This is a genomic window from Prevotella sp. AM23-5, assembly GCF_003473645.1.
Lineage (GTDB): Bacteria > Bacteroidota > Bacteroidia > Bacteroidales > Bacteroidaceae > Prevotella > Prevotella copri_A.
The window spans coordinates 83156-108043 of the sequence record NZ_QUCG01000003.1; the positions used below are offsets into that span (position 1 = coordinate 83156).

Sequence of the window (24888 nt, forward strand, 5' to 3'; positions counted from 1 at the left end):
TCTCCTTTATATATATAATAAGGTGTAATTTGATAGTTTTAGATAGGAGGATTCTAAAACTCAGATACTAAAAAAGGCTCTAGCTTTCCAGCCCGAGCCTTTTTGTGCTTGCCCTTCAGGTCTTTCTGATAAGGGTAGCACAATCATTATCATTTACTATTGTATTGAGTATTGCTGTTTTAATAATCAATCTTCTTACTGTGCAATAAAGAATACCCCTTCTTTGGACGAAATTCTTATATGTTTTGGCTGATAATTGTCTTAGAAATGTCCTCTTTCTGCCCAATCTCCCCTATCTAGTGTCCGATATCCGATAGCTTCTGCCAGGTGTTGAGGTTCTATCTGCTGGCTTCCGGCAAGGTCGGCAATGGTGCGGGCAACTTTTAAGATACGGTTGTAGGCACGTGCAGAAAGGGATAGTTTCTCCATTGCCATTCTGAGGAGATTGATTCCTTCCTCTGTTGGTTCCGCAAATTGATGAATCATACGTTCCGTCATCTGGGCATTACAGTGTATTCCCTTGAAATCCTTGAATCTTTCTGCCTGAATCTCTCGGGCTCTGATTACTCTTTCCCTGATTTTGGCACTTGGTTCGCCAGGGGCTGCCTTGGAAATGTCCTTGAAAGGTACAGGACTGATTTCGCACTGGATATCGATGCGGTCGAGTAACGGACCGGAAATCTTGTTCATGTAGCGCTGTATCTGTCCCGGGGTACAGACACAATGATGCGTAGGGTCACCATAGTAGCCGCAAGGACATGGGTTCATGCTTGCTACAAACATGAACGAGCAAGGGTAATCAATGGCGTATTTGGCTCTGCTGATGTTGATGTGGCGGTCTTCCAGAGGTTGGCGCAAAACTTCCAAGGTGGTTTTGTTGAACTCTGGCAATTCGTCGCAGAAGAGCACACCATTATGGGCAAGAGATATTTCGCCGGGTTGTGGAGAGGTTCCTCCACCTACCAGTGCTACTTGTGAGATGGTATGATGAGGTGCTCTGAAAGGGCGCTGGGCAATGAGGGATACGTTCTTGCCTAATTTGCCAGCTATAGAATGTATCTGGGTAGTTTCCAGACTTTCTGAGAGGGTAAGGGGTGGAAGAATGGAGGGGAGTCGTTTTGCCATCATGGATTTTCCCGAGCCGGGAGGACCTACCATAATGAGATTATGACCGCCGGCTGCAGCTACCTCCAAGGCACGCTTCACGTTTTCCTGGCCCTTTACGTCTGCATAATCATAGTCGCAATGAACCTGGTTCTCGTAAAACTCCTTGCGAGTATCTACAATAGTTGGGGTGGGGGATGATTTATCACCAAGAAACTGGATAACATCAAAGAGGTTTTTCATTCCATAAACCTCCAGATTGTTCACAACGGCAGCTTCCCGGGCGTTTTGTTCTGGTACAATCAGACCTTTGTAGTGTTCAGATCTTGCCTTGATGGCGATAGGCAGGGCTCCCTTGATAGGCTGCAATGTGCCATCAAGGCTCAATTCGCCCACCATCATGTATTCTTTGAGATGATCTTCGGGGATGTTGCCATTGGCACCTAAAATGCCGATGGCTAGAGGAAGGTCGAAACTGCTGCCCTCCTTGCGCAGGTTGGCGGGTGCCAGGTTGATGGTAATGTCGGCTATCGGAAATTTATAGCCGCTATACTGCATGGCTGCTGCGATGCGGTCACGGCTTTCCCTGACCGCCTCGTCGCCTAAGCCTGTAAGGTGATACATTACGCCTTTGTTGAGGCTGACTTCTACAGTTACAGTCGTGACTTCCAGTCCGTTGACTGCTGCGCAATAGGTTTTTACTAACATAAGCTCTTTTTTAGGAGGTTAGAGCTCGCGGTATTATTTCAGCAGTTGGTCTAGTTTATTGTATAGATCTTGCTTGTTAAGGCCTCGGGCTGTTATTTTTCCATTTTGAAGTATGATGTTGTCGGGCATCGAAGTGAGTCCCAACTTCTTCAAAGTCTTGTCTTCCAGCATTTCTCCATTGCATACTACAGCCCAGTTGATAGAGTCGCGCTTCATGTTTTCCTCGCAGTTGTTCTTGCTTGCATCCAGGCAGAAGCCCATCAGCTTGAGTTTGCCTCGTGATGAGCGTTGGCGCTTCTTCAACTCTCTCTGTATGTCCTGGCTGTCATAATTGAATGTAGCCCAGGTATAGATGACTGCAACAGGTGAACTGGTCAGTTCTGTGCTGGAGATGAGCTTTCCTTTTGTGTCGTATGACGTGAAAGTTGGTAATTTGGCACCAACTCCTGCGTCTTTCATTGCAGAAATCTGCTGCTTCAGTTTACCTACCTGAATATTCTTAGGCTGTCCTTTCTCCAGCAGAGTAAGGAGAGAGAGGGCTTTCTTGTAATCTGGTTGAGAGGTGGCAATGAAGTATTTCTTGATGAGAAAGAGGCTTACTACCGACTTTGCGTTGTCTTCGATGAAGAGTTCTGCCTGTTTCTTTTCCTGTGGCGGAGTATTGCCAAGAATTGATTTGCGGAATTTGGTCATCAACTCATTGTTCTTGGTGCCCTTTACCTCCATTTCCTTCAAGTGGGAAGCATCGCCTTTCAGCTCCACAGATTCTCCTGATTCTGCGAAGATAGGTTGCTCAGAGAAATTCGGGAAAACGATCATCAGCGTACAATCGTCATGGCAGGGCATCTCGTATGTGAATCTACCGCCTACAACTTTGATGGTATCCATGCCTTCCATGCCGCCATCTGTGCTATAAACATAAAATTCACCTTGATTCATATTTAAAAATTTGCCCTCAAGTTTAAAGTGACCACTACTGACACCACACGATGTTAGTAAAATCGATGAAATAAGAAATATGATGTATGCAAATTTTTTCATAAGAAAAATTTTAAGGGAGGAGTGCCGCGAGCGGGACTCGAACCCGCACAGCCATTACTGGCCAAGGGATTTTAAGTCCCTCGTGTCTACCAATTCCACCATTGCGGCATGGTAAACGTTAGAGTTAGAGCGGAAAACGGGACTCGGACCCGCGACCCCAACCTTGGCAAGGTTGTGCTCTACCAACTGAGCTATTTCCGCGTTACTTAATTGCGAGTGCAAAGGTAATATAAATTGCTGGTTCCACCAAATGGATTTACAACTTTTAAGAAAAAATACGCCATTTTTCTTCAAAAAGGTGCATTTTTTCTCGTAGAAACCTAATTTCCTACTGTCAGCACGCTGCCAATACCTGTGTAGGTTACCCGATATTGCATCAGCATCTTGTCTTCTTTTCCCTGTCCACCGCTTGTGATGGTACCATTTTCAAGGCTATATACTCTTTTACACTTGTTGCAGATCACCGATTGTCTGTTGCCTGTCCACTCCAGCGGATAGTTGGTACCGCCATATTGCAGGATGCAGTTCAGGCATTGCCTGTCCCATGCTACATAGCCATTGAAGTTGGTTGTGCCGAGGATGAAACCATTCTTGGTGGCATCCTTCTGGTCGTTTCCTGCTCCTAGATAGCTATAGTTGGCATAGTTTTCCTTGGCTGTAGAGAGGACGATGGTTTCAGTATGGTTCTTGCCATCGTTCAGGGTGGAGTAGATATTCCAGGCACTATTTACCTTTTTGGCACTAATCATGGTGTAGGTGCCGGCTCCTTGGAGAGCAGTCTCTATGCTGCTTCCCGGATGGTAGATGGTTCGGAAGATAAACTGGCATGGGTATCGGGTGCTGATGCTGTTGTCTGCATCGCAGGATGCCAGAAGTGAGGAGGAAAGAATGAGACAGATACACAAAAAGGTGAAGAGCACAGCTTTTGCTGCCATTCTCTTCACCTTATTATATATATACACCTTATTATATATAGATGTTTTTTTCTTCATTGAGTTCAAAAAGATTCTAATGTATTAAGAGATTTCTTTGATTTCAAGATTCTCTTTGATTTCAAGGGATATCCTTTATTTCAAGAGATTCTTTTCTGCATTCTCCATGCGCTCGAAGTGGAACTCAGAGAGAGTCTGTTCCATAAGTGCCTGGATCTTGTCGTTGCAGAGATTGCCGATACTTCCCTCATGGGTATGATGGATATCCTTGTTTGGCTTGAATTCACCAGCTTCAATCTCCAGTCCCACAGTCTTGTAGGCATCACGGAATGGCATTCCGTTAGCGGCAAGCTGATTTACTTCCTCAACAGAGAACATCGGATCATAACGAGGATCATCGAGGATGTGCTCGTTAACCTCCATCTTGTTGATGATGTAGGCAGCCATCTGCAGACAGTCTTTCAACTCGTTGAAAGCTGGGAGGAATACTTCCTTGATAATCTGAAGATCACGGAAATAACCTACAGGCAGGTTGTTCATGATGAGCATAATCTGCTGTGGCAAGCTCTGGAGCTTGTTGCTCTTGGCACGAATCAGCTCGAATACGTCTGGGTTCTTCTTGTGAGGCATGATGCTTGAACCGGTGGTACACTCCTTAGGCAACTTCACGAAGCCGAAGTTCTGACAGTTGAACATGCAGGCATCGAAAGCCATCTTTGCCAGGGTTCCTGCCACGCTAGCCATTGCGAAAGCTACGTTGCGCTCCATCTTTCCTCTACCCATCTGGGCATAGACTACATTATAGTCCATGCTGTCGAAACCAAGCAGTTCGGTTGTCATGGTGCGGTTCAGAGGGAAAGAGCTGCCGTAGCCTGCTGCGCTACCCAATGGGTTGCGGTTGGTCATGCGATAGGCAGCCTGAAGGAAGAGCATATCGTCAGCAAGTCCTTCTGCATAAGCGCCAAACCAGAGTCCGAAAGATGAAGGCATAGCCACCTGCAGGTGGGTATAGCCAGGCATCAATACGTTCTTATATTGGTTGCTCTTCTGAATCAACTCATCGAAGAGAATCTTGACCGCATCAACAATCTCTTTCAACTCATGACGGGTGAAGAGCTTGAGATCTACCAAAACCTGGTCATTGCGTGAGCGTCCTGAATGAATCTTTTTGCCCATATCGCCCAGTTTCTGGGTGAGCATCAATTCTACTTGGGAATGAACATCCTCCACGCCGTCTTCGATGATAAACTCGCCTTTCTCGGCGATGGCGTAGATATTCTTCAATTCTGCGAGGAGCTGGGTAAGCTCATCCTTTTCCAAAAGTCCGATGCTTTCGAGCATGGTGATGTGTGCCATACTGCCAAGCACGTCGTATTTGGCGAGATAGAGGTCGAGCTCACGGTCTCTACCTACGGTGAATCGTTCGATTTCCTTGTTTACTTCAAAGTTCTTTTCCCAAAGTTTATGTGCCATAATTTCTTTATTTTTAATCCTGGTAAGGAATCATCGCCAGTGCATCTGCAATCTTCTCGATGCCTTCCTGCAATGGCTTCTTCACCATACCCTTGATAAACATATTGAGCTCAGCCTTGATGGTGAGCTTCATCTTGCAAGAGAATTCTCCTGTAGGGAGTAGCTGAATCCAGAAATTGAATGGGATAGGGCTGTTCTCTGTTTCAAACTTGATGGTTTTTGGAAAATCTCTGTCGATGATGCGCATCTTGAGGTCGCCCACCATAGGAGCGTTGATAGTGATGCTGTCGCTGTCGAATCTCAGGTCCTTGAGTTTCTCCATTTCCTTTCTCTTGTCCTCAGGAATCTGGTCTTTCACCTGCTCGAAGCGGTCTTTGAGCACCTGCAGGTTGTTGAGGTCGCTCAAAGTATTAAAAACAGATTCCTGCTTGTGAGGAATCTGTTTGATATTACTTTCGAATGTACTTGTACTCATTATTGATGGGTAAAAAATTACTTCTTCCAGTTAGCTGGGTCCTTGCGCCACTCGTGGAGCAACTCTACGTCTTCCTGCTTGATGTAACCAGTCTCGAGAGCCTCTTCTACCACGTGCTCGTAGTCTGTAAGAGTAACCAGCTTCACGTTAGCATCAGCGAAGGCCTTCTCTGCTACTGGGAAACCATAAGTGTAGCTAGCTACCATACCTACAATCTCGTTGCCGTTCTTGCGAAGAGCCTCTACAGCCTTGAGTGAGCTGCCGCCTGTAGAAATCAAATCCTCTACAACAACAACCTTAGCCTTAGGATCGAGCTCACCTTCGATGAGGTTCTGCATACCATGATCCTTTGGTTTAGAACGAACGTAAACGAAAGGCAAGTTCAATTCGTCAGCCACCAATGCACCCTGTGCGATAGCGCCAGTAGCTACACCTGCAACAGCGTCAGCCTCTGGGAACTGCTCCAGAATAGCGTGTACGAGTTCGAGCTTCACATAGTTGCGGAGTTCTGGGAAAGAGAGGGTCTTGCGGTTGTCACAATAGAAAGGAGACTTCCAACCAGAAGCCCAAGTGAAAGGATCGTTAGGCTGCAATTTGATAGCCTTAACCTTCAATAACTTAGATGCGAATTCTTTCTTTAGCTTGTCCATAATCATATAAGGATTAAATAATTATAATTTATATCTGCAAAGGTACGACAAAAAAATGATTAATCATCATAAATGGCTTATTAATTATAGATTTTTAATCGTGTGTCCATCCGATGGTGGTGATGCTGAATTTCATCTTGCCTGCCTTCTGTAGTTCTTCGCAGCAGGAGATGAGGGTGGCGCCTGTGGTGCAGACGTCATCGACGATAAGCAGATGCTTGCCGGCAAGATCGGTGATGGGATGTTTGCCGTCTTTGTCGTGATAGGTATCTGATAGCTGGAATACATGCTTTACGTTTTCCAGTCGCTGCCATCTGTCCTTTTGGGTTTGACTTTCGGTGAAGGTTACTCGTCGGATGGCATCTGTGATAATGGGGAGATGGGTTCTTTCCTGTATTCCCCTGGCTATTTCCTCGCTCTGATTATAGCCGCGGCTCTTCCTTCTTGACTTCGTGATGGGGATAGGGATGATGGCGTCTATATCCTTGAAGAAGTCTGATTCGATACCTTTGCTGGCGATGAGTCTTCCCAGATAGTTTCCGGTATCGGGACGATGATGGTATTTCAGTTTGTAGATGATGTAACTTGGATTGGAGTGGCTGTGATAATAGAAGAGGGCGGCGCATTTTTCGATAGGAATGCGCCCCCAGAACATCTTAGCCATATTGTTCTCATAGGGAGCTTCCCAGGTTGGGGTAATCGGGAGATCCTGGAGACAGGTGGCGCATAGCATCTCCTCTGTGCCCAGCAGTCGCTCATCGCAGATGGCACAGTAACGGGGAAAGAGAAAATCTATGATGTTTCCTAACAGGCTGAGCTTCATATTGTTACTTTGAACTTTGAGTTTTGAACATTGAACTTTATGATTAGCTTCTAATGTTTACTTTGAATTTAAACCTTTAGAAGTCGTCTTCGAAATCGATGTCTCCCAGATCTTCTTCTTTCATTTTGTCGATGCATTTGTGAATCACCTCCATACCATAGCCTCTGCCGAGGGCGAAGCGGATGAGTTTCATCGAGCGTTCGTAGTCGTTTTTGGCTTTGATGTTTTTGTATTTGTTTTTTAGGAGAGGGAGGAGGGTTTCCAAATACATGTCGTCCTCGATTTCTTCGAAGATTGGGTCGGAGATTTCCTTCGGGATGTGCTTCATCCAGAGAGCCTGTTCCACTTTCCTGCGGCCCCATTTGTTGTATTTTATCTTGTCGTTGATAAAGAAGCGAGTGAATCGCTCGTCATCAATGAATTTCTTCTGGGTCAGGAATTCCATATTTCGGGCGATGGCATCCTCTGGGAGTTCCCACTTCTTCATCTTGTCGAGCATTTCCTGCGAGCAATGTTCGGCTTGTGTGCAGAGAGTGGTGAGCTTCAGGAGTGCCTTCTGCTCTGTCATCGGCTTCTTGGGGCGCTTGGAGTTGTTATAATATTCCATAATGCATTTATGTTTTATTGGGAGGATTACAAATCCTCCGGTTTTGATAGGTCGAACCTTTTTTTACTGCGGATTGCAAATCCGCAGGGACGCCTGGCGGTGGACTTTCTGGAATCACCAGGTGTTGTCTTCCGTTAGGCGTTGTCTTCCGTTAGGCGTTCCGCCGGATTTGCAATCCGGCGTCAAAAAATGTTCGACCCTATTATTTTGCGGATTTGCAATCCGCTTATCTAATAGACTATTTTATAGCTCGCATCATTCTCTTCTTTCCGAAAGCATCTTCCTTGGTTTCTATATCCTTGAAATCAAGTTTTAGCAGCATTTCCCGGGTCTCCTTTTCGTAGATAGGATTAATCTCGAAGTATAATGCTCCTCCGGATTTGAGTGCTGAAGATGCATATTCGGCGATGGCTCTGTAGAATTTTAGCGGGTCTTCATCGGGAACGAAGAGGGCGAGGCTCGGTTCGTGCTCCAGCACATTCTTTTCCATATCCGCTTTCTCCTTTTCGCAGATATAAGGAGGATTGCTCACGATGAGGTCTGCTGCTTCTGCTGCTTTTGGCAAAGCCAATGCATCCTGATGTTCTATTCTGACATTTCCGGCTTTCATCATTTCCACATTTCCTTGTGCTATTCGGAGGGCATCTTCCGAAATATCCCATCCTGTAACCTCAGAATTAGGAATGTTGAGTCCTAATGTGATGGCAATGCAGCCGGATCCTGTGCAAATATCAAGAATCCGCCTGGCGTCGTCTGTCGCCTGAGGAGAATTTCCCGAAGAATCTTCTGGAGAATCTTCCGAAGAAACGATTGATTTTTCGATCATATCCTTCTCTATCCATTGGCAGAGTTCTGCGGTTTCCGGTCTCGGAATCAGCACGCCTGGCTCCACATGAAAGGTCCTGCCGGCAAAGTCGGCTTCGCCCAAAACATACTGCACAGGTTCTCCTTTTTGCAGTCTTATGATAATTTCTTCCAGTTTTCTTTCCTCGTCTGCAGATATTTCATTAACTTTGCCGCAGATTATGTCGGTCAGAGTCATTCCGTACTTCACATCAAGCACGGTGCGGACGATAGCCTGTGCTTCGCCAGCATCATAAAGTGGGGTGAGGGATTGCCAAAGTTGCTGATACGTTTTCATCTTGATATTGCTTGTTGCGATTTGATTTGAGAGCAAAGGTACGACATTTTATCGAAAATGAGTAAGAAAATCGAAAAAAAATAGGATATGGAGCAAAATAAAGTATCTTTTCAGAATCCGCTGACGGGCGAACCGCTTAGCCAGCAGGAGATAGATGAAATGTTCATGCGCCGCTGCCTGCAGTTGGCTAAGAACGGTAGGCAGAATGCGAAGCCTAATCCGATGGTGGGCGCCGTCATCGTGAGCGAGGAGGGCAGAATCATCGGCGAGGGCTATCATGTAAGATGTGGCGAGGGGCACGCTGAAGTCAATGCCTTTGCTTCAGTTAAGCCTGAAGATGAGCATCTGTTAAGCCAAGCCACCATCTATGTGAGTCTCGAACCGTGTTCCCATTATGGCAAGACGCCTCCTTGTGCCGACCTTATCGTAAGAAAAGGTGTAAGGAGATGCGTCTGTGGCTGCGTGGATCCTTTTGCCAAGGTGCAGGGTCGGGGAATCCAGAAGATTCGAGAGGCAGGCATCGAGGTAACGGTGGGTGTTCTAGAGGCGGAATGCCTCGAACTGAACAAGCGTTTCATCACCTTCAATACCCATCAGCGACCATACATCATCCTGAAATGGGCGCAGACTGCGAATGGTTTTCTGGATAATAATTATCAGGGAATGGCGATTTCGTCGCCTTTTACCAAGATGCTTTCGCATAAGCTTCGTGCCGAGAACGATGCCATCCTGGTGGGTAGAATCACCGATGAGCGTGACCATAGCCAGCTCAACGTGAGAGACTGGAGCGGCAAGGATCCGATGCGACTGGTCATCGACCGCCATCATCCTTGTTTCGAGGGTTTGGATTTCTCCAAGGGAAAGGAAGAGGTGTTGAAGCAGATGATGCAGTACCTGTATAATAATAAGGTGCAATCGCTGATAGTAGAAGGTGGCGCCATCACCCATCAGGCTTTCCTTGATGCCGGATTATGGGATGAAATCAGGATAGAAACATCTTTATCCACATCTGTGGAAAACGTGGTAACTGCCGGAACTGAAGCGCCAAAGCTTCCTCATAACATCCGGTTAGTGAGCCATGAAGCGTATGATGGAAACATCATCAATACCTATGAGCGCCAATAGTTTCATAGGAGCAATAAAGCTAATCATAAAGTTCAAAGTTCAACATTCAAAGTTCAAAGTAAAAAAATGAGCAATAGATTTACATCGCGCCTGAGCGATAACGATGATTTCAAGAGAGACGAGTTGATTCGCAAGATAGAGCACGCCGTGGAGCACATGACGCTCGCTGAACTGGAAGCCCTGTCGTATGACATGTTTACCAAGGGCTACATCCAGGATTACTAAAAGCTATTTCGCAGCACGCCCTGAAAGGGCAGAAGCTCCTAGCCCAGGGCAGCGCCCTGGGTTTAAAGTGATATAATAAAATCGCCCTGAAAGGGCAAAAGCTTTGGAAATGAAAGCTTTTGCCCTTTCAGGGCGACTTTTTTGTGTTTATCCTAAAACCCAGGGTGTTACCCTGGGCTAGGAGCTTCTGCCCTTTCAGGGCGTGTGGGTATGATCTATAATACCCATATTTCTATTTCCTTATTTCGCCATCGGAGTGAAGCGCAAAGTGAACTCATGAGCTCCTGTCGGAGTCATGTACTGTGGCAGACAAGAGTCGCCACCACAGCTGCGGTTACCGATGCCACGCTGCCAGAAATCGAAGTGAGCGAAAATCTGGTTAGAGCGTACCAGGTCGTAAGGATGCTTGCCACCATAGAATACGTCGTAGTTGAACTGGGCATCATCGAAGTGAGACAACGAGAAGGCTACCATGCCCTCGGTGGTAATCTGCAGCTTCGTGCTGTTGGTGTCGAGTGTCAACTGGCGCAGGCCCTGGCGGTCGCCCATGGTCTGAGGAGCACTCTGCTCTTCGAACATGCCATCCACGGTGGTCTTGTACAAACCTAACAACGAACCTCTCTGGCGATCGATGTAGTTGCTCCAAGGACCCTTGGCATAATACTCCACATTCTCGAAACCAGGAGCAAACTGCATGGCAATACCAATTTTTCGGGTTTCCTCAGAAGAATTGTTGGTAGTCACCTTCATATCCACGGTTCCGTTAGGATAGATGATGTAAGCAATCTGGTGAGTATCCTTACCGTTGGTAACGGCAGTCTCCACAACCACGTTCTTGCCCTGCTTCTTAGGAGCCTTCACCATCATCTTCTTACCGGTGAGTGCACCCTCTTCCTTGTTCTCGTTCTTGGCAACACCACCTGTAGCACCCAGGTTTACGTTGTCGTTGGCGATGCGGCGGAAGCCGTTGAAGTCAGGACCAGCATTAGGCTGAACGAGCTGAGTATTGCGATAAGTCCAGTTGGCAATGGTTCCATCCTCAGCGAATGTGATGCTGAAGTCGTTGCCGGTGATGGTGTTATCCTTCACCTTCAGCTTGCCCTTCTCCTGGATTGCTGGCAACTTGCCATGATCTTTCTGTACGAAGGTTGGGTCGGCAACAGATGTGCTACCTGCGTTCTCTGCAGAAAGCTTGAACTGCTGCTGAGCCATCTCATAACCCTTCTTGCTCCATGAAGTAGCCTTCTTCAGGATGAGGCTGAAGGTGATGACGTATTCTGCCTTATCATCTACAGCGGTGGTGTATGGGATGTTGATATCGCATGTCTTGCCTGGCAATACAGATGGGATAGCCACCTGGTTTTTCTCTACAGAAACGCCATTGCGGAGCACCTCGTAGCTGAGATCATAGATGTCGGCAAGGTTGGTGAATGCGCACTTGTTCTTCAAGGTGAGTACGCGGCTGTAGAAAGATTCGAAGTTCACGTCTCTATAAACATACTTCACCTCGGTGAGCTTAGCCGTCCACTCTCTGCCTGGAGTAATGATACCATTGCTCATGAAGTCGCCCTGGAATCCTCTGTAACCGTTGTTCATCTTGGTATAGTCGTAACCGGATGTGTAGTAGTGGAGTCCGGTCTTTGGATCCTTCAGAGGAAGACCCTTGCGGATGCGGCGTGTATCGTAGATTCCCTGGTCAACCCAGTCCCAGATGCAGCCACCGGTAATACCTGTACTTGCCTCGATGAGATCCCAGTATTCCTGCAGGTTACCCACAGCCTGACCCATTGCGTGAGCATACTCACAGATGAAGTAAGGCTTGTCGTTGAGGCCGTTCATCTGCTTCTTCACTACCTCGATTCTTGGATACATGTCTGAACCGAAGTCAGAGTACTTGGCACCGTGATTGTAGCCCTCATAGTGAACCCACGCGTCGCGACCAGGCAAAAGCTCCTTCACCTTATCGTAGGTAGCCTGGAAGTTGTCGCCACCGCCCGACTCGTTACCGAGTGACCAGAATACCACGCTAGGATGGTTGCGGTCTCTCAATACCATGCGCTCTGTGCGGTCAACATAAGCAGCGCGCCAGGTAGGGTTGTTGGAAAGTGAGTGGTTGTTGTGGCACTCTACGTCAGCCTCGTTCATACAGTACAATCCGTAGTAGTCGAACATCGCATACATCTTAGCCTGACGAGGATAGTGGCTGGTACGAACGGTGTTCACGTTAGCCTGCTTCATTAGGATTACGTCGCGAAGCATGGTTTCCACGTCGATGGCGTGACCATAGAGTGGATGAATATCCTGGGTGTTGACACCCTTGAAGAATACTCGCTTGCCGTTTACATAAACCAGTTTATCCTTGATGGTCACCTCTCTGAAACCGTATTTGGTAGAGAATACCATCTCTTCCTGGTTGCCAGCCTTCTGGCGAACGATAACGGTATAGAGATTAGGCTGCTCTGAGGTCCAAGCCTTCAGACCGGTGAGGTTGTCGATGCTAAGGCGACAGTTCTTCTGAGCATCCTTGGCAGTCATCGCTACCTGAGCAGACTGCTTGGCAACAGACTTACCCTGTGGATCGAGGAGCTCGATCTCCAGCGTCTTCTCAGATTTCTCCTTGGCAGCATTATTGATAGTCAGGTCAACATTCAGGTTGCCTGATGTATAGTCGCTGTTCAGGGCAGATGTGATGTAATGGTCTGCCACGAAGGTCTTTGGAGTAGCTACGAGATAAACATCGCGGTGGATACCCCCTAGATGCCACATGTCCTGTCCCTCCAGGTAAGAACCGTCGCTCCAGCGGTAAACGCGAACCGATACGTTGTTGTCGCCCTTGCGGACGAGGTTGGTAACATCAAAGTCAGCATCAGTATTGGCACCCTGTGAATAACCGGCATACTTACCATTTACCCAAACCACGATGGCGCTGCAGGCACCGTCGAAGTGCAGGAACACGCGCTTTCCTGTTTCCCAACCCTCAGGCAGGTTGAAGTTACGGCGATAAGAACCTACCGGATTCTTGTCGAAATTATCCTTGAAGGCTGTGATGAACGGCGGTTTGTTCTCGAAAGGATAGCCCACATTATTATATACAGGCACATCGTATCCAGCCATCTCCCAGTTGAGAGGTACCTGGAGTTCCTTCCAGGAAGAAACGTCTGCGTTGTCAGCCCAGAAATCATCCTTTTCTGGCTTGCCCTGCTTCCAGTCGGCTGTGTAGTGAAATTTCCACTTTCCGTTGAGCAGGAGATAGTTGGCGTGCTTAGGAGTAAGCCATGGGAATTTGAAGTAATCGTCCTTCTGCATGGTGGCAGTAGAAGAATAAGGCACGAAAGTAGCGTGCGCCTTTTCCTTGCGATCCTCAAACTTAGTCTCGTCTTCTACCCATTTGTCGGTAAACGGACAAACGTCAACTTTGGTCTCCACCACCTTCTTCACCTTTTTCTTGGTGTGTCTAGGTTGTGCAATAGCTGATGCGCTGAAGAGGAAGGTCAATGCAACCGCAGCTCCCCAAAATAAATGTTTTTGTTTCATTGTCTGGTTGAATTATTAATAATTACAAGTTAGCTAGTTATGAATCTGTTTAGATTTGGTGCAAATTTACGATTAATTCCTGAAACCTCCAAATTATTTTTGTATTTTCGTATCCTGGAGGATAAAATAAACCGACCTGTATGGTTGAAATTATCCAATACGCCCTGAAAGGGCAGAAGCTCCTAGCCCAGGGCATCGCCCTGGGTAATTATGAACGCAACCCCGTCGCCCTGTAAGGGCAAAAGCTTTCAAAGAACCAAGCAGTAAACAAAGCTTTTGCCCTTACAGGGCGTCTTATTGATTGCTATTATACCCAGGGCGATGCCCTGGGCTAAGAGCTTTTGGGCTTTCAGCCCGTTTCAACCGTACTGTTAGAAATAAACAGCCCTAGTCCTTTTGGGGGCTTCATTGATGACCGGTGCCTGCTTGCGCCTTGTAAGTATTATCGCTGTTGCTTGTAAGTACTGTCGCAGTTACATCGGTTTTATGTAAAAAGTCTTATCCTTTTCTTCCGAAATCGGCAGGAATCTCGCCCCACTTCTTCGTTTCCCATTTAAAGATAGGGACGGTTACGGGGTGGGTGCGGAGCCAATTTTCGGCACGGGCGATGATCTGATAGAGTTGCTCGGTTTGAGGAGTACGCTCCAGTTTGGTCTTGCATTGCTTCTTGTTTACCCAGAGTTGGGCATTCACGCTGTCGCTGTAGATTACCTTGTCGGTAATGCCTTTCTGGGCCATCAGAGCGAGGGCGTGGACGATGGCGAGGAACTCGCCGATGTTGTTGGTGCCGTGGATAGGACCATAGTGGAAAACCTGTGCACCAGTCTGAAGATCAATGCATTGGTATTCCATTGGACCGGGATTTCCGGAGCAGGCTGCATCCACAGCCCAGGCGTTCGCCTTCACCTCATTGGGCAAAGGCAAGACTGTATCGTTTCTCCATGAAGGAGGATTTACGGGCATGTTACTCATTTGCGTTTCTTTTATTGGATAAATGATTTGTGTTTTTACTGAACCGCATAACGAGAGTTCAGTTTTTGGGTAATACTGACCTATATAAAAAAGAAATGAGCAAGCCCCAAAGTCTGGCTCTGGGGATGCTCATTATTTGTCAATAGTCAATATTCATTTTTTAAATTGTAGGTTAATTATATCTTGAGAAGTTTTTCAGGAGTGCTATACTCCTGATAACTTCTAATTACCTAAAATTTTACATTCTTTCAGGAACCTCGATGCCGAGCAGAGCCATACCATTCTTCAGAATCTTGGCAACATTGGCTGCGAGAACCAGACGGGTAATCTTCTCTGCCTCGCTCTCAGCATTCAGGATGCTGTAATCGTGGTAGAACTGGTTGAACTCCTTGGTCAGCTCGTAGCAGTAGTTGGCAATACCACCAGGGTTGTAGTTGTTGCCGGCATCGGCTACAGCTGCAGCGAAGTCGTTCATCTTCTGGATGAGGTCAATCTCCTTCTCGTTGATAGGAGCATCAGCGCCCAACTCTGCAGGAATCTCAATGCCCTCGGCAGCAGCCTTACGCATGATGCTGCGGATACGAGCGTAGGTGTATTGGATGAAAGGACCTGTGTTACCGTTGAAGTCGATACTCTCCTCTGGGTTGAAGAGCATATTCTTGCGGGCATCTACCTTGAGGATGAAGTACTTCAACGCTCCGAGACCCACGATGCGTGAAATCTCCTGGCGTTCTTCCTCGCTCATGTCCTTGAACTTGCCAAGCTCATCGCTTGTCTGGCGAGCATCCTTGATCATCTCTGCCATCAGGTCATCAGCATCTACTACGGTTCCCTCGCGGCTCTTCATCTTTCCGTTAGGCAACTCTACCATTCCGTAAGAGAAGTGAACCAAGTCCTTACCCCACTTGAAGCCGAGGCGGTCGAGCAGGATAGAGAGCACCTGGAAGTGGTAGTTCTGCTCGTTACCTACTACGTAGATCATCTTGTCGATAGGGAAATCCTTGAAACGGAGGTCGGCAGTACCGATGTCCTGAGTCATATAAACAGAAGTACCGTCAGAACGGAGCAGGAGCTTCTGGTCGAGGCCCTCGTTGGTGAGGTCTGCCCATACAGAGTTATCGTCCTTGCGGAAGAAGAGACCCTTCTCCAATCCTTCCTCTACCTTCTTCTTACCCTCGAGGTAAGTGTTTGACTCATAATATATCTTGTCGAAACCTACGCCCATCATCTTGTAGGTCTCGTCGAAGCCAGCGTAAACCCAGCTGTTCATCTTCTGCCAGAGAGCGCGAACCTCAGGGTCGTTGTTTTCCCACTTCACGAGCATCTCGTGAGCCTCCTTGATCAATGGAGCCTCTGCCTTTGCTTTCTCTGTGGCAGCTTCTTCTTCCATGCCCTCCTTCATGTACTGAGCCTTGAGCTCTGCGATTTCCTCACGATAGTGCTTGTCGAAGGCTACATAGTAGTCGCCGATGAGGTGGTCGCCCTTCTTGCCGGAAGTCTCAGGAGTTTCGCCATTGCCCCACTTGAGCCAAGCGAGCATTGACTTACAGATGTGAATACCACGGTCGTTAACGATGTTTGTCTTGATTACCTTGTTGCCGTTGGCCTCCATGATCTGGGCCAGAGACCAGCCGAGGAGGTTGTTGCGCACGTGACCGAGATGGAGAGGCTTGTTGGTGTTAGGAGAAGAGTACTCGATCATGACGAGCGGGCTATTCTCAGTAACAGGCTTCTCGCCGAACTTAGGGTCAGCGTTGATGGTGTTCAGGAGTCCTACCCAAGCGGCAGGAGCGATAGAAAGGTTGAGGAAACCCTTTACTACATTGAAGTCTGCGATAACGTTAGCGCAGTTCTCCTTCAGGTAGTCACCAATCTCGAGTGCAGTTCTCTCAGGAGTCTTCTTCGACATTTTGAGGAATGGGAATACGACGAGGGTAAGGTTACCTTCGAAATTACTCTTGGTCTTCTGCAGGGCTACCATCTTTTCAGGTACGTCCTGACCATAAAGCTCCTTCACCGCCGCGATGACAGAGCTGATGATTTCGTTTTCTATCTTCATTATCTTTATATCTTTTTTTACCGGTAAAAAATCTTTTTCTTTATTCAAATGCCTGGTAAGTGAGGGGGCTTGCAAGTACCCCCTTTTACTTAAGCGCCTGCAAAATTACAAATAATAATTGGAATGAGCAAAGAAAAACGATGTTTTCTTTATCCTTCAAGGATAATATCGGCCACGTCCTGTGGAGAGTTCCATAAGATGCCGTCCTGCAATTCATCGTCGGTAAAACCATTGAGAGCCTCCTGTGCTTCCTTTGGTGTAATTGCTGGAGTACCATCCTCATTCTTTGCTTCGAGCAAAGCCTGCAAGACTTCTGCTCTGTATTCTTCAATTGTCATCATGTATTTAATGTCGTTATGTTGTTTATTTTATGGTGACAAAGGTAATGTTTTTTTTCGAAAGCACCAAGCTTTTCTGTCATTTTCTTTTCTTGACAACTTAAAATTATGATAATTTTAATGTAGATGAAACCAGGAAACTACGAAATTGATGTCAATCTTTTTGTTTTTCCAGGTAGAATGTTACATGGTAGCCGGAGATGGAAGTATCGGCAAGTCCCAGTTCGATGTTCTGCATCATCAGCATCTGGCGGGAGAGGGAAAGTCCGATACCTGTGCCGGATGATTTGGTGGTAAAGAATGGGATGAAGATTTCCCGTGCCACATCGGCAGGAATCGGTTCGCCATTGTTGCTGAACAGCAGGATAGGACGCTCATTTTGGCTCATGCGGACGTCGATGTCGGTGGCGTGGGCTTCGATGGCATTCTTGGTAAGATTGATGAATACCTGGCGCAGCATGTTGCGGTCGGCCTCCAGCGTGACATTCTGGGGGAGGAAAATGTGCCAATTGAGGTCGGGATAGAGCGCCCGGATGCTTTCCAGGAAAGAGGCAAGCGTGAGGGGTTCTACGACGGGAGCCTGAAGCTGAGTGAGTTTGCGGTAACTATCTACAAAGTTGGTGAGCGACTTGCTGGTGTCGTGAATCGCCTGAATGCCTTCCTCGTATTCGCTTCCCTTGATCTGTGGGGTGCTGAGGTAAGCCTGGCAGATGCTGGAGATAGGAGCCGTGGCGTTCATGATTTCGTGGGTAAGCACACGGGTCAGCTTTTGCCATGATTCCACTTCGTGTCTGGCTACGAGGCGGGCAATGTCGCCCTGCATGTCGTTGAGTGCCTGCTGCAAGGCTCTTTCGCCCGGCAGCAAGCCCGAAGTGGGGAGGCGGAAGGCGTAATCGCCATTTCTTACAGCCTCACGCATCAGAAAAGCACGAGCCTTCAGCCTTCGCTGATGGCGAAAGAACAGATAGATGAGGCCGCCCAGGATGAGGCAGATTCCACCTATTAAATATATAATCTTGATAATAACCATAAAAATAGTATGTTTATCTCTTCAGTTTTGCGTAAAGGGTTTGTCGGGTAATTCCGAGCATTTCGGCTGCACGCGAGATGTTGCCGTGGCATTTATCCACGACCTTCCGGATGTAATCGTTCTCGAAATTTTCCAAGGTTGCCACTTCCGTATTATTGTCGATGGCATCCTTGAGCACCCTTATCAGTTCGTCATTATCCCAGGGCTTGGTGACGAAATCGGCGGCTCCGCTTTTCAATCCCTTGATGGCAAGCTGCACGTCGGCAAAGGCGGTGATGAGTACCACGGGGATGTGGGCGTGGAGCCGGCGGAAGGTGCGGAGCCAGAGTAAACCGTCCTGTCCGCTGTTTACGCCGAGCGAGAAGTTCATGTCGAGTAGGATGAGATCTACCTGCTCCTGTTGCAGCAGCGTGGGGGCGGTATCGGGGCGAGGCAGGGTGAGAATCCGTTCGAACGTATTGCCCAGACAGATTTTCAGCGCCGTGAGTATCGACGGATTATCGTCGATGACAAGAAGGGTTCCATATTTCATATCTTTAATTTTTTTGTTTGCAAAAGTACGCTTTTTTTCCGAAACGGCAAACAAAAACGGGATTGTTGTGTGATAATCATACAATAGAGTGTATGAATTTCATACAATCCGCCTTTCGGGCTGCCGGAATCCTTGGCAGAAAACGGGAGAAGCCGTAACTTTGCAGCAGCTAACGAAAACAGGGAGATGGTATTCTTCCTTTATCGTTTGATTTTAGTGAAACAAAAAATAAATGAGTATATGATGAAAAGTTATGTGAAATTCTTATCACGCAACAAGCTTTATGCCACCATAGAGGCCTTGGGTCTCTCGGTGGCACTGGCTTTTGTGCTGATTCTCGTTTCCTACGCTACTGCAGAGTATCGTGTGGGAACGAATCAGAAACTGGCGAAGGAGCTCTATGTTGCAGGTTCCGGCGATTATCTCGGAATGACCTGGGGCATAGCCAAGGAGTTCTTTCCTTCCATCCCGGAAATCAAGGGATGGACAAGATTTGGTGAATATTATGCTCCGCAGGGAGCCATGATAGATGGACAGTATTATGAGGCAAAATATCTGGCTATCGACCCGAACTTTTCCCAGTTTATGGGTTACAAATGCCGTGGTTGTGCGCCAGATCATCTCCTTTCGGATGCTCATCAGGCAATGGTTTCGGAATCTTTTGCCAAGAAAGCCTTCGGCAACGCCAATCCTATCGGCCGTACCATCCAATGCGGTAAGCTGCAACTCAAGGTGGTGGGAATCATGGAGGATTTCGACCGTGAGGACCTTCTTAACCCATACGATATTTTCGTGTCGATGAAACTGATAGAAGCTGAGGCTCAGGCGATGGATCAGTTTGGCTCCTGCATTACGGTGGCGCGACTGGCAAAGGATGCTTACCCGGAAAAAGTGAGACAGACCTTGCTCGGCAAATACATGAACTACTGGAAGGGATGGAAGAAGGATTCGGATGGAGTCACCTTTATGTGGGGTTGCCGGTTTGTGAGATGGGACCAGATTCATTTTACGGCTGATAGTGTCGATATTTTCAAGCATGGCAATCGTACTCTCGTGAATATCCTCCTGGTAGTGGCGCTGGTTCTGCTGCTCTCAGCCTTGTTCAATTACATCAATCTTACGGTGGCTCAGATTGGCAACCGTGCGAAGGAGATGGCTACCCGAAGACTGCTGGGCGAATCGGTAGGGGGCGTGATGCTTCGCTATCTCAAGGAGTCGGCGCTCTTCACGGCAGTCTGCTTCCTGCTGGGCTTGTTGATTTCCTGGGCATTTATCCCGTTGTTCAATTCTATGTTGGATACGAAAATCGACCTGTTCCATTCCTTCGACCTTCTGTGGTTCCTGCCGTTGGCTTACGTCATCATTTCCATCTTTGCGGGAATCCTTCCTGCCATCGTGGTTTCTCGTTTCAATCCGATAGATGTGGTGAAGGGAACCATCCGCATGCGCAGCAAGATGTGGTTCAGCAAGATATTTATCGTAGCCCAGAACGTCATCAGTATCACGCTGGTAGTCATGGCGATAACGATGATGCTCCAGATGAAGCATCTTGCCGATTTGCCGTTGGGTTATCAGACGAAGGATATTGTTTCCATCTTTTCTTCCTTGGATGGTTCGCCGGAGAAGATGTCTATCCTCAGGAACCGTCTGAAAGCGCTTCCTGAGGTGGAAGAGGCAACTTACGGCAACGCCAATCCTATCAGCAGCTGGGGAAACGGCGTGCATGGTGACAACGAAAAACTGATAGGAATGCTCCGTATGTTCTTGGCTGATTCCACGGCGATGAAGATGCTGGGAATCAGGGTGATTGAACAGTATTGCGAGCCAGCCTATGGCAAGATTTGGGTAACGGAAGATGCGAAGCGAGCCTATGGTGTTTCTGCCCACAAGCCGTGGTTTGGAATGAGACTGGAAAACGGAAAACACGAATATGAGGTGTGCGGCGTGATTGCCGATTATCATAGTGGAGATGCGCTGAGCGAGAATGAGAAAACGGAGCATAATGCCATTGGAGTCATTACTCCGCAGCAGGGTGGATGGGTTGTTCTGGTGAAAACCCGTGGCGATCATGCCCAGGCGCTGCAGGCTATCCGGAATACCTGCAAGCAGGTGGCTAAGGAACTGATAGGTGTTCCTACGGAAATGGAGGCGGAGTATATGGATGATACTTTGAAGAATAATCTCAAGGACAAGCATAATATGATGGTGCTCATCATCACCTTCATGAGCATCTCTATCCTGATTTCTGCCCTGGGCCTCTTCGGAATGTCGGTTTATTACGGCAACCAGCAGAAGCGCCAGATTGCCCTGCGCAAGGTGATGGGTGCTTCGATTGGGGATGCGGCTTGGCAACTGGCTAAGAGATTCCTCGTCAGTTCGCTGGTGGCTGTGGTCATCGCCATCCCTATCTGCGTGAAGCTGATGCAGACTTATCTCATGGATTTCGTCCATCGCATTTCCTTCCCTTGGTGGGTGTTGCTGGCTGGCGCCATCTTTACCTTATTGATAGCCTTTGTTTCGGTTATCGGCTGCACCCTGCGTACGGCGATGTCGAATCCGATAGACAGCATCAAGGCTGAATAATGAGTCATAAACTTTAAAAAGATTTCTAACGATGATACGAACAGAGAATTTAACTAGAATATTCCGCACGGAAGAGGTGGAAACCATCGCCCTGAACGGTGTGAACATAGAAGTAGAAGATGGTGAGTTTATCGCCATCATGGGTCCTTCGGGATGCGGCAAGTCAACCTTGCTGAACATCCTGGGCTTACTGGATAGTCCTACGGAGGGCAAGTATTGGTTGAATAATGAGGAAGTGGGCCATCTGAAGGAGCGTGAGCGCACCGCCTATCGCAAGGGTCGCATCGGCTTCGTGTTCCAGAACTTCAACCTTATCGACGAACTTACCGTTGAGGAGAATGTGGATTTACAGCTGAAATACCTCGGAGTGGGAAAGGCGGAGCGCAAGGAGCGTGTGCTCGAGATATTGAGAAAGGTGAAGCTGAGCCATCGTGCCAAGCATTATCCTCATCAGCTTTCGGGCGGTCAGCAGCAGAGGGTTGCCATCGCCCGTGCCGTGGTGGGCAAGCCTAGCATCATCCTTGCCGATGAGCCTACGGGTAACCTCGATTCCAAGAATGGTATGGAGGTGATGCAGTTGCTCAGCGAGCTGAACGAGGAGGGAACCACCATCGTGATGGTTACGCACTCCAAGCACGATGCTACCTACGCCAGTCGCATCATCAATCTGTTTGATGGACAAGTGGTGGATGCGATGAATGATCAGCTTTGATCTTTGGTTTCGAATGATCAGCTTTAAGCTGCGGTTTACTGTCCAACAATTAGACGGTGGTGTCTAATTGTTGGACAGTTTGTTTAATGAGGGCTTTTATTTAATGGCTTGATTATCAGGAGAAATGTTGTTTTGGCACGGCTCTTGTCCTTATCATGCCAAAATGAAGAAGATTATGAAAAGAATAGGAATATTGATAGGATGGTTGGTCTGGGTGGCTGGTGCCTCGGCACAGAGCTGGAGCCTTGACGACTGCATGAAATACGCCGTGGAGCACGCTACGGAGGTGAAGCGGGAGGTGGTAAACGCCCGCCAACGCAAGCAGGATTACCAGCATGCTGTGGCAGGATTCCTGCCTACCGTTACGGGCGGCGTGCAAGGACAGTATGCCTGGGGACGAAACATCGACCCGGAAACCAATACTTATAATAATGTAACGACATTCAACAACTATTATCAGCTTTATGCCGAACTGAATGTCTTCGATGGTTTCGCCACCATCAACGCCTTGAAGCAGGCTAAGCTGAGCCGGGATTATTCAGCCACGGCGATGCAGAAGATTCAGGACGATAGAGCCATCGACGTGATGCAGAAATATGTGGATGCTGCCTATGCTGAGGCAAGCATTCAGATAGCAAGCGAGAAACTGAACGAAAGCAAGCGGATGCTGGCTAAGATGAAGCGACTGTATGAACTGGGCGAGAAAGGGCGCCCGGATGTGGTACAGATGGAATCGCAGGTGGCGGAAGATGAATACAATCTTACGCATCAGGAGAATGTGGCAAAACAGAGTCTGCTCGCCTTGAAATCCGCGATGAATTTTCCGGTGGATGAAGAGCTGAAAATTCTGATTAATGAGGAGCAGAATTTGAAGTTAACGTCTGATAAAAAAGAGGTTTCTGAATCTGGAGTAAACTACGAAACCATTTACCAGGGCTTCCTGCATATTTCTCCCGATTTGAAGTCGGCAGAATACGAAGTGGAGCGGGCACGGTATGATTACAAGATAGCAAAAGGCAGATTGCTGCCATCACTCTCTCTCGGTGGCGGCATTTCTACCAACTATTACAAGAATCTCTCTCAGAAAGGACAATACGATGGGTTTGCCTCGCAGTTTCACAACAACCAGGGCGAATACCTCGCGTTGACCCTTTCTATACCTATTTATAATAGCGACCGATGGCACAGCGTGAAGAAGGCACGCAACGACTGGCAACTGGCACAGGTGAACCTGGAGGAAACCAGGCGCAAGCTTCACGACCAGATAGCCCAGGCGGTGATGGATGCAGAGGGTTACGCCAAGGAGTTGCATCAGATGCAGAAGAAGGTGGCCTCTGATTCGCTCGCCTATCACATGTCGAGCCGGAAGTTTGAAGAAGGAATGCTTTCCACCTTCGATCTTCATACCGCAGCCCAGACGCTTCTGGAAAGCAGAATCAAGGAACTCCAGATGCAGATGCTGCTCATCATCAAACAGAGATTGGTTGCTTATTATCAGGGAGAAAATTTAATAAGATAAATTATGGATATAAAAATAGAAAAGAAAAAATATCTCGTGCCTCGCAAGTATTGGGCATGGATTGGCGGAGGAGCGGTTTTGATCGCAGTCCTCATTTGGTTGGGATTGAGCAATTTCTCTTCCACCCTGAAGGTGGATAGGAAGGGATTGAGCATCGGAACCGTAGAGAAGGCGCAGTTCAACGATTATGTTTCGGTGGATGGACAGGTGGTTCCTATCTCCGTGGTACAGATCAGTTCCGAGGAAGGCGGTATCGTTCTGGAGAAAGTGGTGGATGAAGGTGCCCACGTAAACAAGGGCGATGTGATCGTGAAACTGAGCAATTCGAATCTCGACCTGGAGATTCTGAATGCCGAAAGCGAACTTGCCGAAAAGCAGGACATGCTTCGCAACACCCAGATTTCGATGGAGCAGGACCGCCTGAACAATAGCAACGAGGAACTGTCGCTTTCGCAGGATGTCATTACCAAGCGCCGCTCCTATCAGCATCAGGAGGCGTTGCACAAGGAAGAACTCAATTCGCGCGAGGAGTATCTGAAGGCTAAGGAAGATTACGACCTTGCCGTCAAGAAGCATGCGCTCATCAGCAAGCGATTGAAGAAGGATGCACAGCTCCGCCGTTCGCAGATGGATCAGATGGGCGATAATCTGGAAGCCATGCAGAAGAATGTGCAGCTGGTTCGCCAGCGCAAGGAGAAGCTGAACATCCGCAGCACCATATCGGGTGAAATCGGCTTGCTCGATGTGGAACTGGGACAGAGCATCCAGGCTGGACAGAAGATAGGAGTCATCAACGATCTCAGCGATTTCAAGGTGCAGGCGCAGGTGGATGAGCATTACATCGACCGGGTAAAACCCGGACTTACTGCTACCTTCGACCAGAATGGCAAGCATTATCTCCTGCAGGTCCGCAAGGTTTATCCCGAGGTAAGAGACGGCAGGTTTCGCATCGACTTCATCTTCAAAGGTGTTCGCCCTGGCAATATCCGAACCGGTCAGACCTATTATGTAGATTTGCAGCTCGGCCAGTCTAAGCAGGCAATAATCATCCCTAAAGGCACGTTTTATAGTGTAACGGGCGGTCAATGGATTTTTGTTTTAGACAAGAGTGGCAAGAAGGCTTATCGCCGAAAGATTACCATCGGTCGCCAGAATCCTCAATATTATGAGGTGATTGAAGGCTTGGAGCCGGGCGAGCAGGTTATCGTTAGCGGCTATGAGGCCTATAAGGATAATGATGTATTAGTTTTTAATTAGTAGTGATTAGTGATAAATTGGGCTAACGCCCTTGAAACAGGATATTTG

21 protein-coding genes and 2 tRNA genes are annotated in these 24888 nt (G+C 47.8%); 6 read left to right on the forward strand and 17 right to left on the reverse strand.

Translation table 11 applies throughout. The annotated features are described in order from the left end of the window. Positions 1 to 261: 261 nt before the first annotated feature. From DW657_RS01700 to prmC, 11 genes are all read right to left on the reverse strand, one after another. The gene (locus DW657_RS01700; protein WP_118311176.1) at positions 262 to 1812 is read right to left on the reverse strand and encodes a YifB family Mg chelatase-like AAA ATPase; all 1551 of its coding nucleotides are present in this window, start codon (positions 1810 to 1812) and stop codon (positions 262 to 264) included. Between the two features lie 33 nt (positions 1813 to 1845). Then, complete coding sequence (locus DW657_RS01705) at positions 1846 to 2853, reverse strand: DUF4369 domain-containing protein (RefSeq protein ID WP_118311177.1); 1008 nt, start codon at positions 2851 to 2853, stop codon at positions 1846 to 1848. 22 nt (positions 2854 to 2875) lie between these two features. Next, positions 2876 to 2961, reverse strand: a tRNA-Leu gene (locus DW657_RS01710). 20 nt (positions 2962 to 2981) lie between these two features. Beyond that, a tRNA-Gly gene (locus DW657_RS01715) sits at positions 2982 to 3054 on the reverse strand. A 119-nt stretch (positions 3055 to 3173) separates the two neighbouring features. After that, positions 3174 to 3788 (reverse strand): hypothetical protein, encoded by a 615-nt coding sequence (locus tag DW657_RS01720; RefSeq protein ID WP_158577298.1) that lies wholly within the window; start codon positions 3786 to 3788, stop codon positions 3174 to 3176. A 132-nt stretch (positions 3789 to 3920) separates the two neighbouring features. After that, on the reverse strand, positions 3921 to 5258 hold the full coding sequence (gene argH / locus DW657_RS01725; protein ID WP_118311179.1) for an argininosuccinate lyase: 1338 nt from the start codon (positions 5256 to 5258) through the stop codon (positions 3921 to 3923). Positions 5259 to 5271: 13 nt separating this feature from the next. Then, positions 5272 to 5733 carry a polyketide cyclase gene (locus DW657_RS01730; RefSeq protein WP_089543321.1) on the reverse strand — a complete coding sequence of 154 codons (462 nt, stop codon included), beginning with the start codon at positions 5731 to 5733 and terminating at the stop codon, positions 5272 to 5274. Positions 5734 to 5750: 17 nt separating this feature from the next. Beyond that, positions 5751 to 6383 (reverse strand): orotate phosphoribosyltransferase, encoded by a 633-nt coding sequence (gene pyrE, locus DW657_RS01735; protein ID WP_089543320.1) that lies wholly within the window; start codon positions 6381 to 6383, stop codon positions 5751 to 5753. Positions 6384 to 6477: 94 nt separating this feature from the next. Further along, the gene (locus DW657_RS01740) at positions 6478 to 7206 is read right to left on the reverse strand and encodes a ComF family protein (protein WP_118311180.1); all 729 of its coding nucleotides are present in this window, start codon (positions 7204 to 7206) and stop codon (positions 6478 to 6480) included. 76 nt (positions 7207 to 7282) lie between these two features. Continuing rightward, a complete protein-coding gene (locus DW657_RS01745; RefSeq protein WP_118311181.1) occupies positions 7283 to 7813 on the reverse strand; it encodes a regulatory protein RecX in 531 nt (176 codons plus the stop codon). 238 nt (positions 7814 to 8051) lie between these two features. Further along, positions 8052 to 8954, reverse strand: coding sequence for a peptide chain release factor N(5)-glutamine methyltransferase (gene prmC, locus DW657_RS01750; RefSeq protein ID WP_118311182.1), 903 nt, complete (start codon positions 8952 to 8954; stop codon positions 8052 to 8054). An 87-nt stretch (positions 8955 to 9041) separates the two neighbouring features. On the opposite strand from prmC, the gene ribD reads away from it, so the two are divergent. Both ribD and DW657_RS18110 read left to right on the forward strand, forming a co-directional pair. After that, positions 9042 to 10079, forward strand: a complete 1038-nt coding sequence (gene ribD / locus DW657_RS01755) for a bifunctional diaminohydroxyphosphoribosylaminopyrimidine deaminase/5-amino-6-(5-phosphoribosylamino)uracil reductase RibD (RefSeq protein WP_118311183.1) — start codon at positions 9042 to 9044, stop codon at positions 10077 to 10079. Positions 10080 to 10145: 66 nt separating this feature from the next. Next, positions 10146 to 10304, forward strand: a complete 159-nt coding sequence (locus tag DW657_RS18110) for a hypothetical protein (protein ID WP_187360455.1) — start codon at positions 10146 to 10148, stop codon at positions 10302 to 10304. Between the two features lie 240 nt (positions 10305 to 10544). Here the strand turns inward: DW657_RS18110 and DW657_RS01760 are convergent, their stop codons facing one another. The 6 genes from DW657_RS01760 to DW657_RS01785 all read right to left on the reverse strand — a co-directional run bounded on the left by DW657_RS01760 (position 10545) and on the right by DW657_RS01785 (position 18769). Further along, positions 10545 to 13838: a glycoside hydrolase family 2 TIM barrel-domain containing protein gene (locus DW657_RS01760; protein ID WP_118311184.1), complete on the reverse strand. Its 3294-nt coding sequence runs from the start codon at positions 13836 to 13838 to the stop codon at positions 10545 to 10547. 498 nt (positions 13839 to 14336) lie between these two features. Then, the gene (locus tag DW657_RS01765; RefSeq protein WP_118311185.1) at positions 14337 to 14810 is read right to left on the reverse strand and encodes an RNase H family protein; all 474 of its coding nucleotides are present in this window, start codon (positions 14808 to 14810) and stop codon (positions 14337 to 14339) included. Between the two features lie 238 nt (positions 14811 to 15048). Continuing rightward, positions 15049 to 16869, reverse strand: a complete 1821-nt coding sequence (gene argS, locus DW657_RS01770) for an arginine--tRNA ligase (RefSeq protein WP_089543314.1) — start codon at positions 16867 to 16869, stop codon at positions 15049 to 15051. Positions 16870 to 17018: 149 nt separating this feature from the next. Further along, the gene (locus DW657_RS01775) at positions 17019 to 17210 is read right to left on the reverse strand and encodes a hypothetical protein (protein ID WP_117664046.1); all 192 of its coding nucleotides are present in this window, start codon (positions 17208 to 17210) and stop codon (positions 17019 to 17021) included. A gap of 151 nt (positions 17211 to 17361) precedes the next feature. Continuing rightward, a complete protein-coding gene (locus tag DW657_RS01780) occupies positions 17362 to 18237 on the reverse strand; it encodes a PAS domain-containing sensor histidine kinase (protein WP_118311186.1) in 876 nt (291 codons plus the stop codon). Between the two features lie 13 nt (positions 18238 to 18250). Then, a complete protein-coding gene (locus DW657_RS01785) occupies positions 18251 to 18769 on the reverse strand; it encodes a DNA-binding response regulator (RefSeq protein WP_118311187.1) in 519 nt (172 codons plus the stop codon). A 240-nt stretch (positions 18770 to 19009) separates the two neighbouring features. Between DW657_RS01785 and DW657_RS01790 the strand changes: the two genes are divergently transcribed. From DW657_RS01790 to DW657_RS01805, 4 genes are all read left to right on the forward strand, one after another. Continuing rightward, complete coding sequence (locus DW657_RS01790; protein ID WP_158577299.1) at positions 19010 to 21352, forward strand: ABC transporter permease; 2343 nt, start codon at positions 19010 to 19012, stop codon at positions 21350 to 21352. A 31-nt stretch (positions 21353 to 21383) separates the two neighbouring features. Beyond that, on the forward strand, positions 21384 to 22064 hold the full coding sequence (locus tag DW657_RS01795) for an ABC transporter ATP-binding protein (RefSeq protein ID WP_118311189.1): 681 nt from the start codon (positions 21384 to 21386) through the stop codon (positions 22062 to 22064). Positions 22065 to 22239: 175 nt separating this feature from the next. Further along, on the forward strand, positions 22240 to 23583 hold the full coding sequence (locus DW657_RS01800; protein ID WP_118311208.1) for a TolC family protein: 1344 nt from the start codon (positions 22240 to 22242) through the stop codon (positions 23581 to 23583). A 3-nt stretch (positions 23584 to 23586) separates the two neighbouring features. Further along, a complete protein-coding gene (locus tag DW657_RS01805; RefSeq protein ID WP_118311190.1) occupies positions 23587 to 24840 on the forward strand; it encodes an efflux RND transporter periplasmic adaptor subunit in 1254 nt (417 codons plus the stop codon). Positions 24841 to 24888 lie beyond the last annotated feature (48 nt).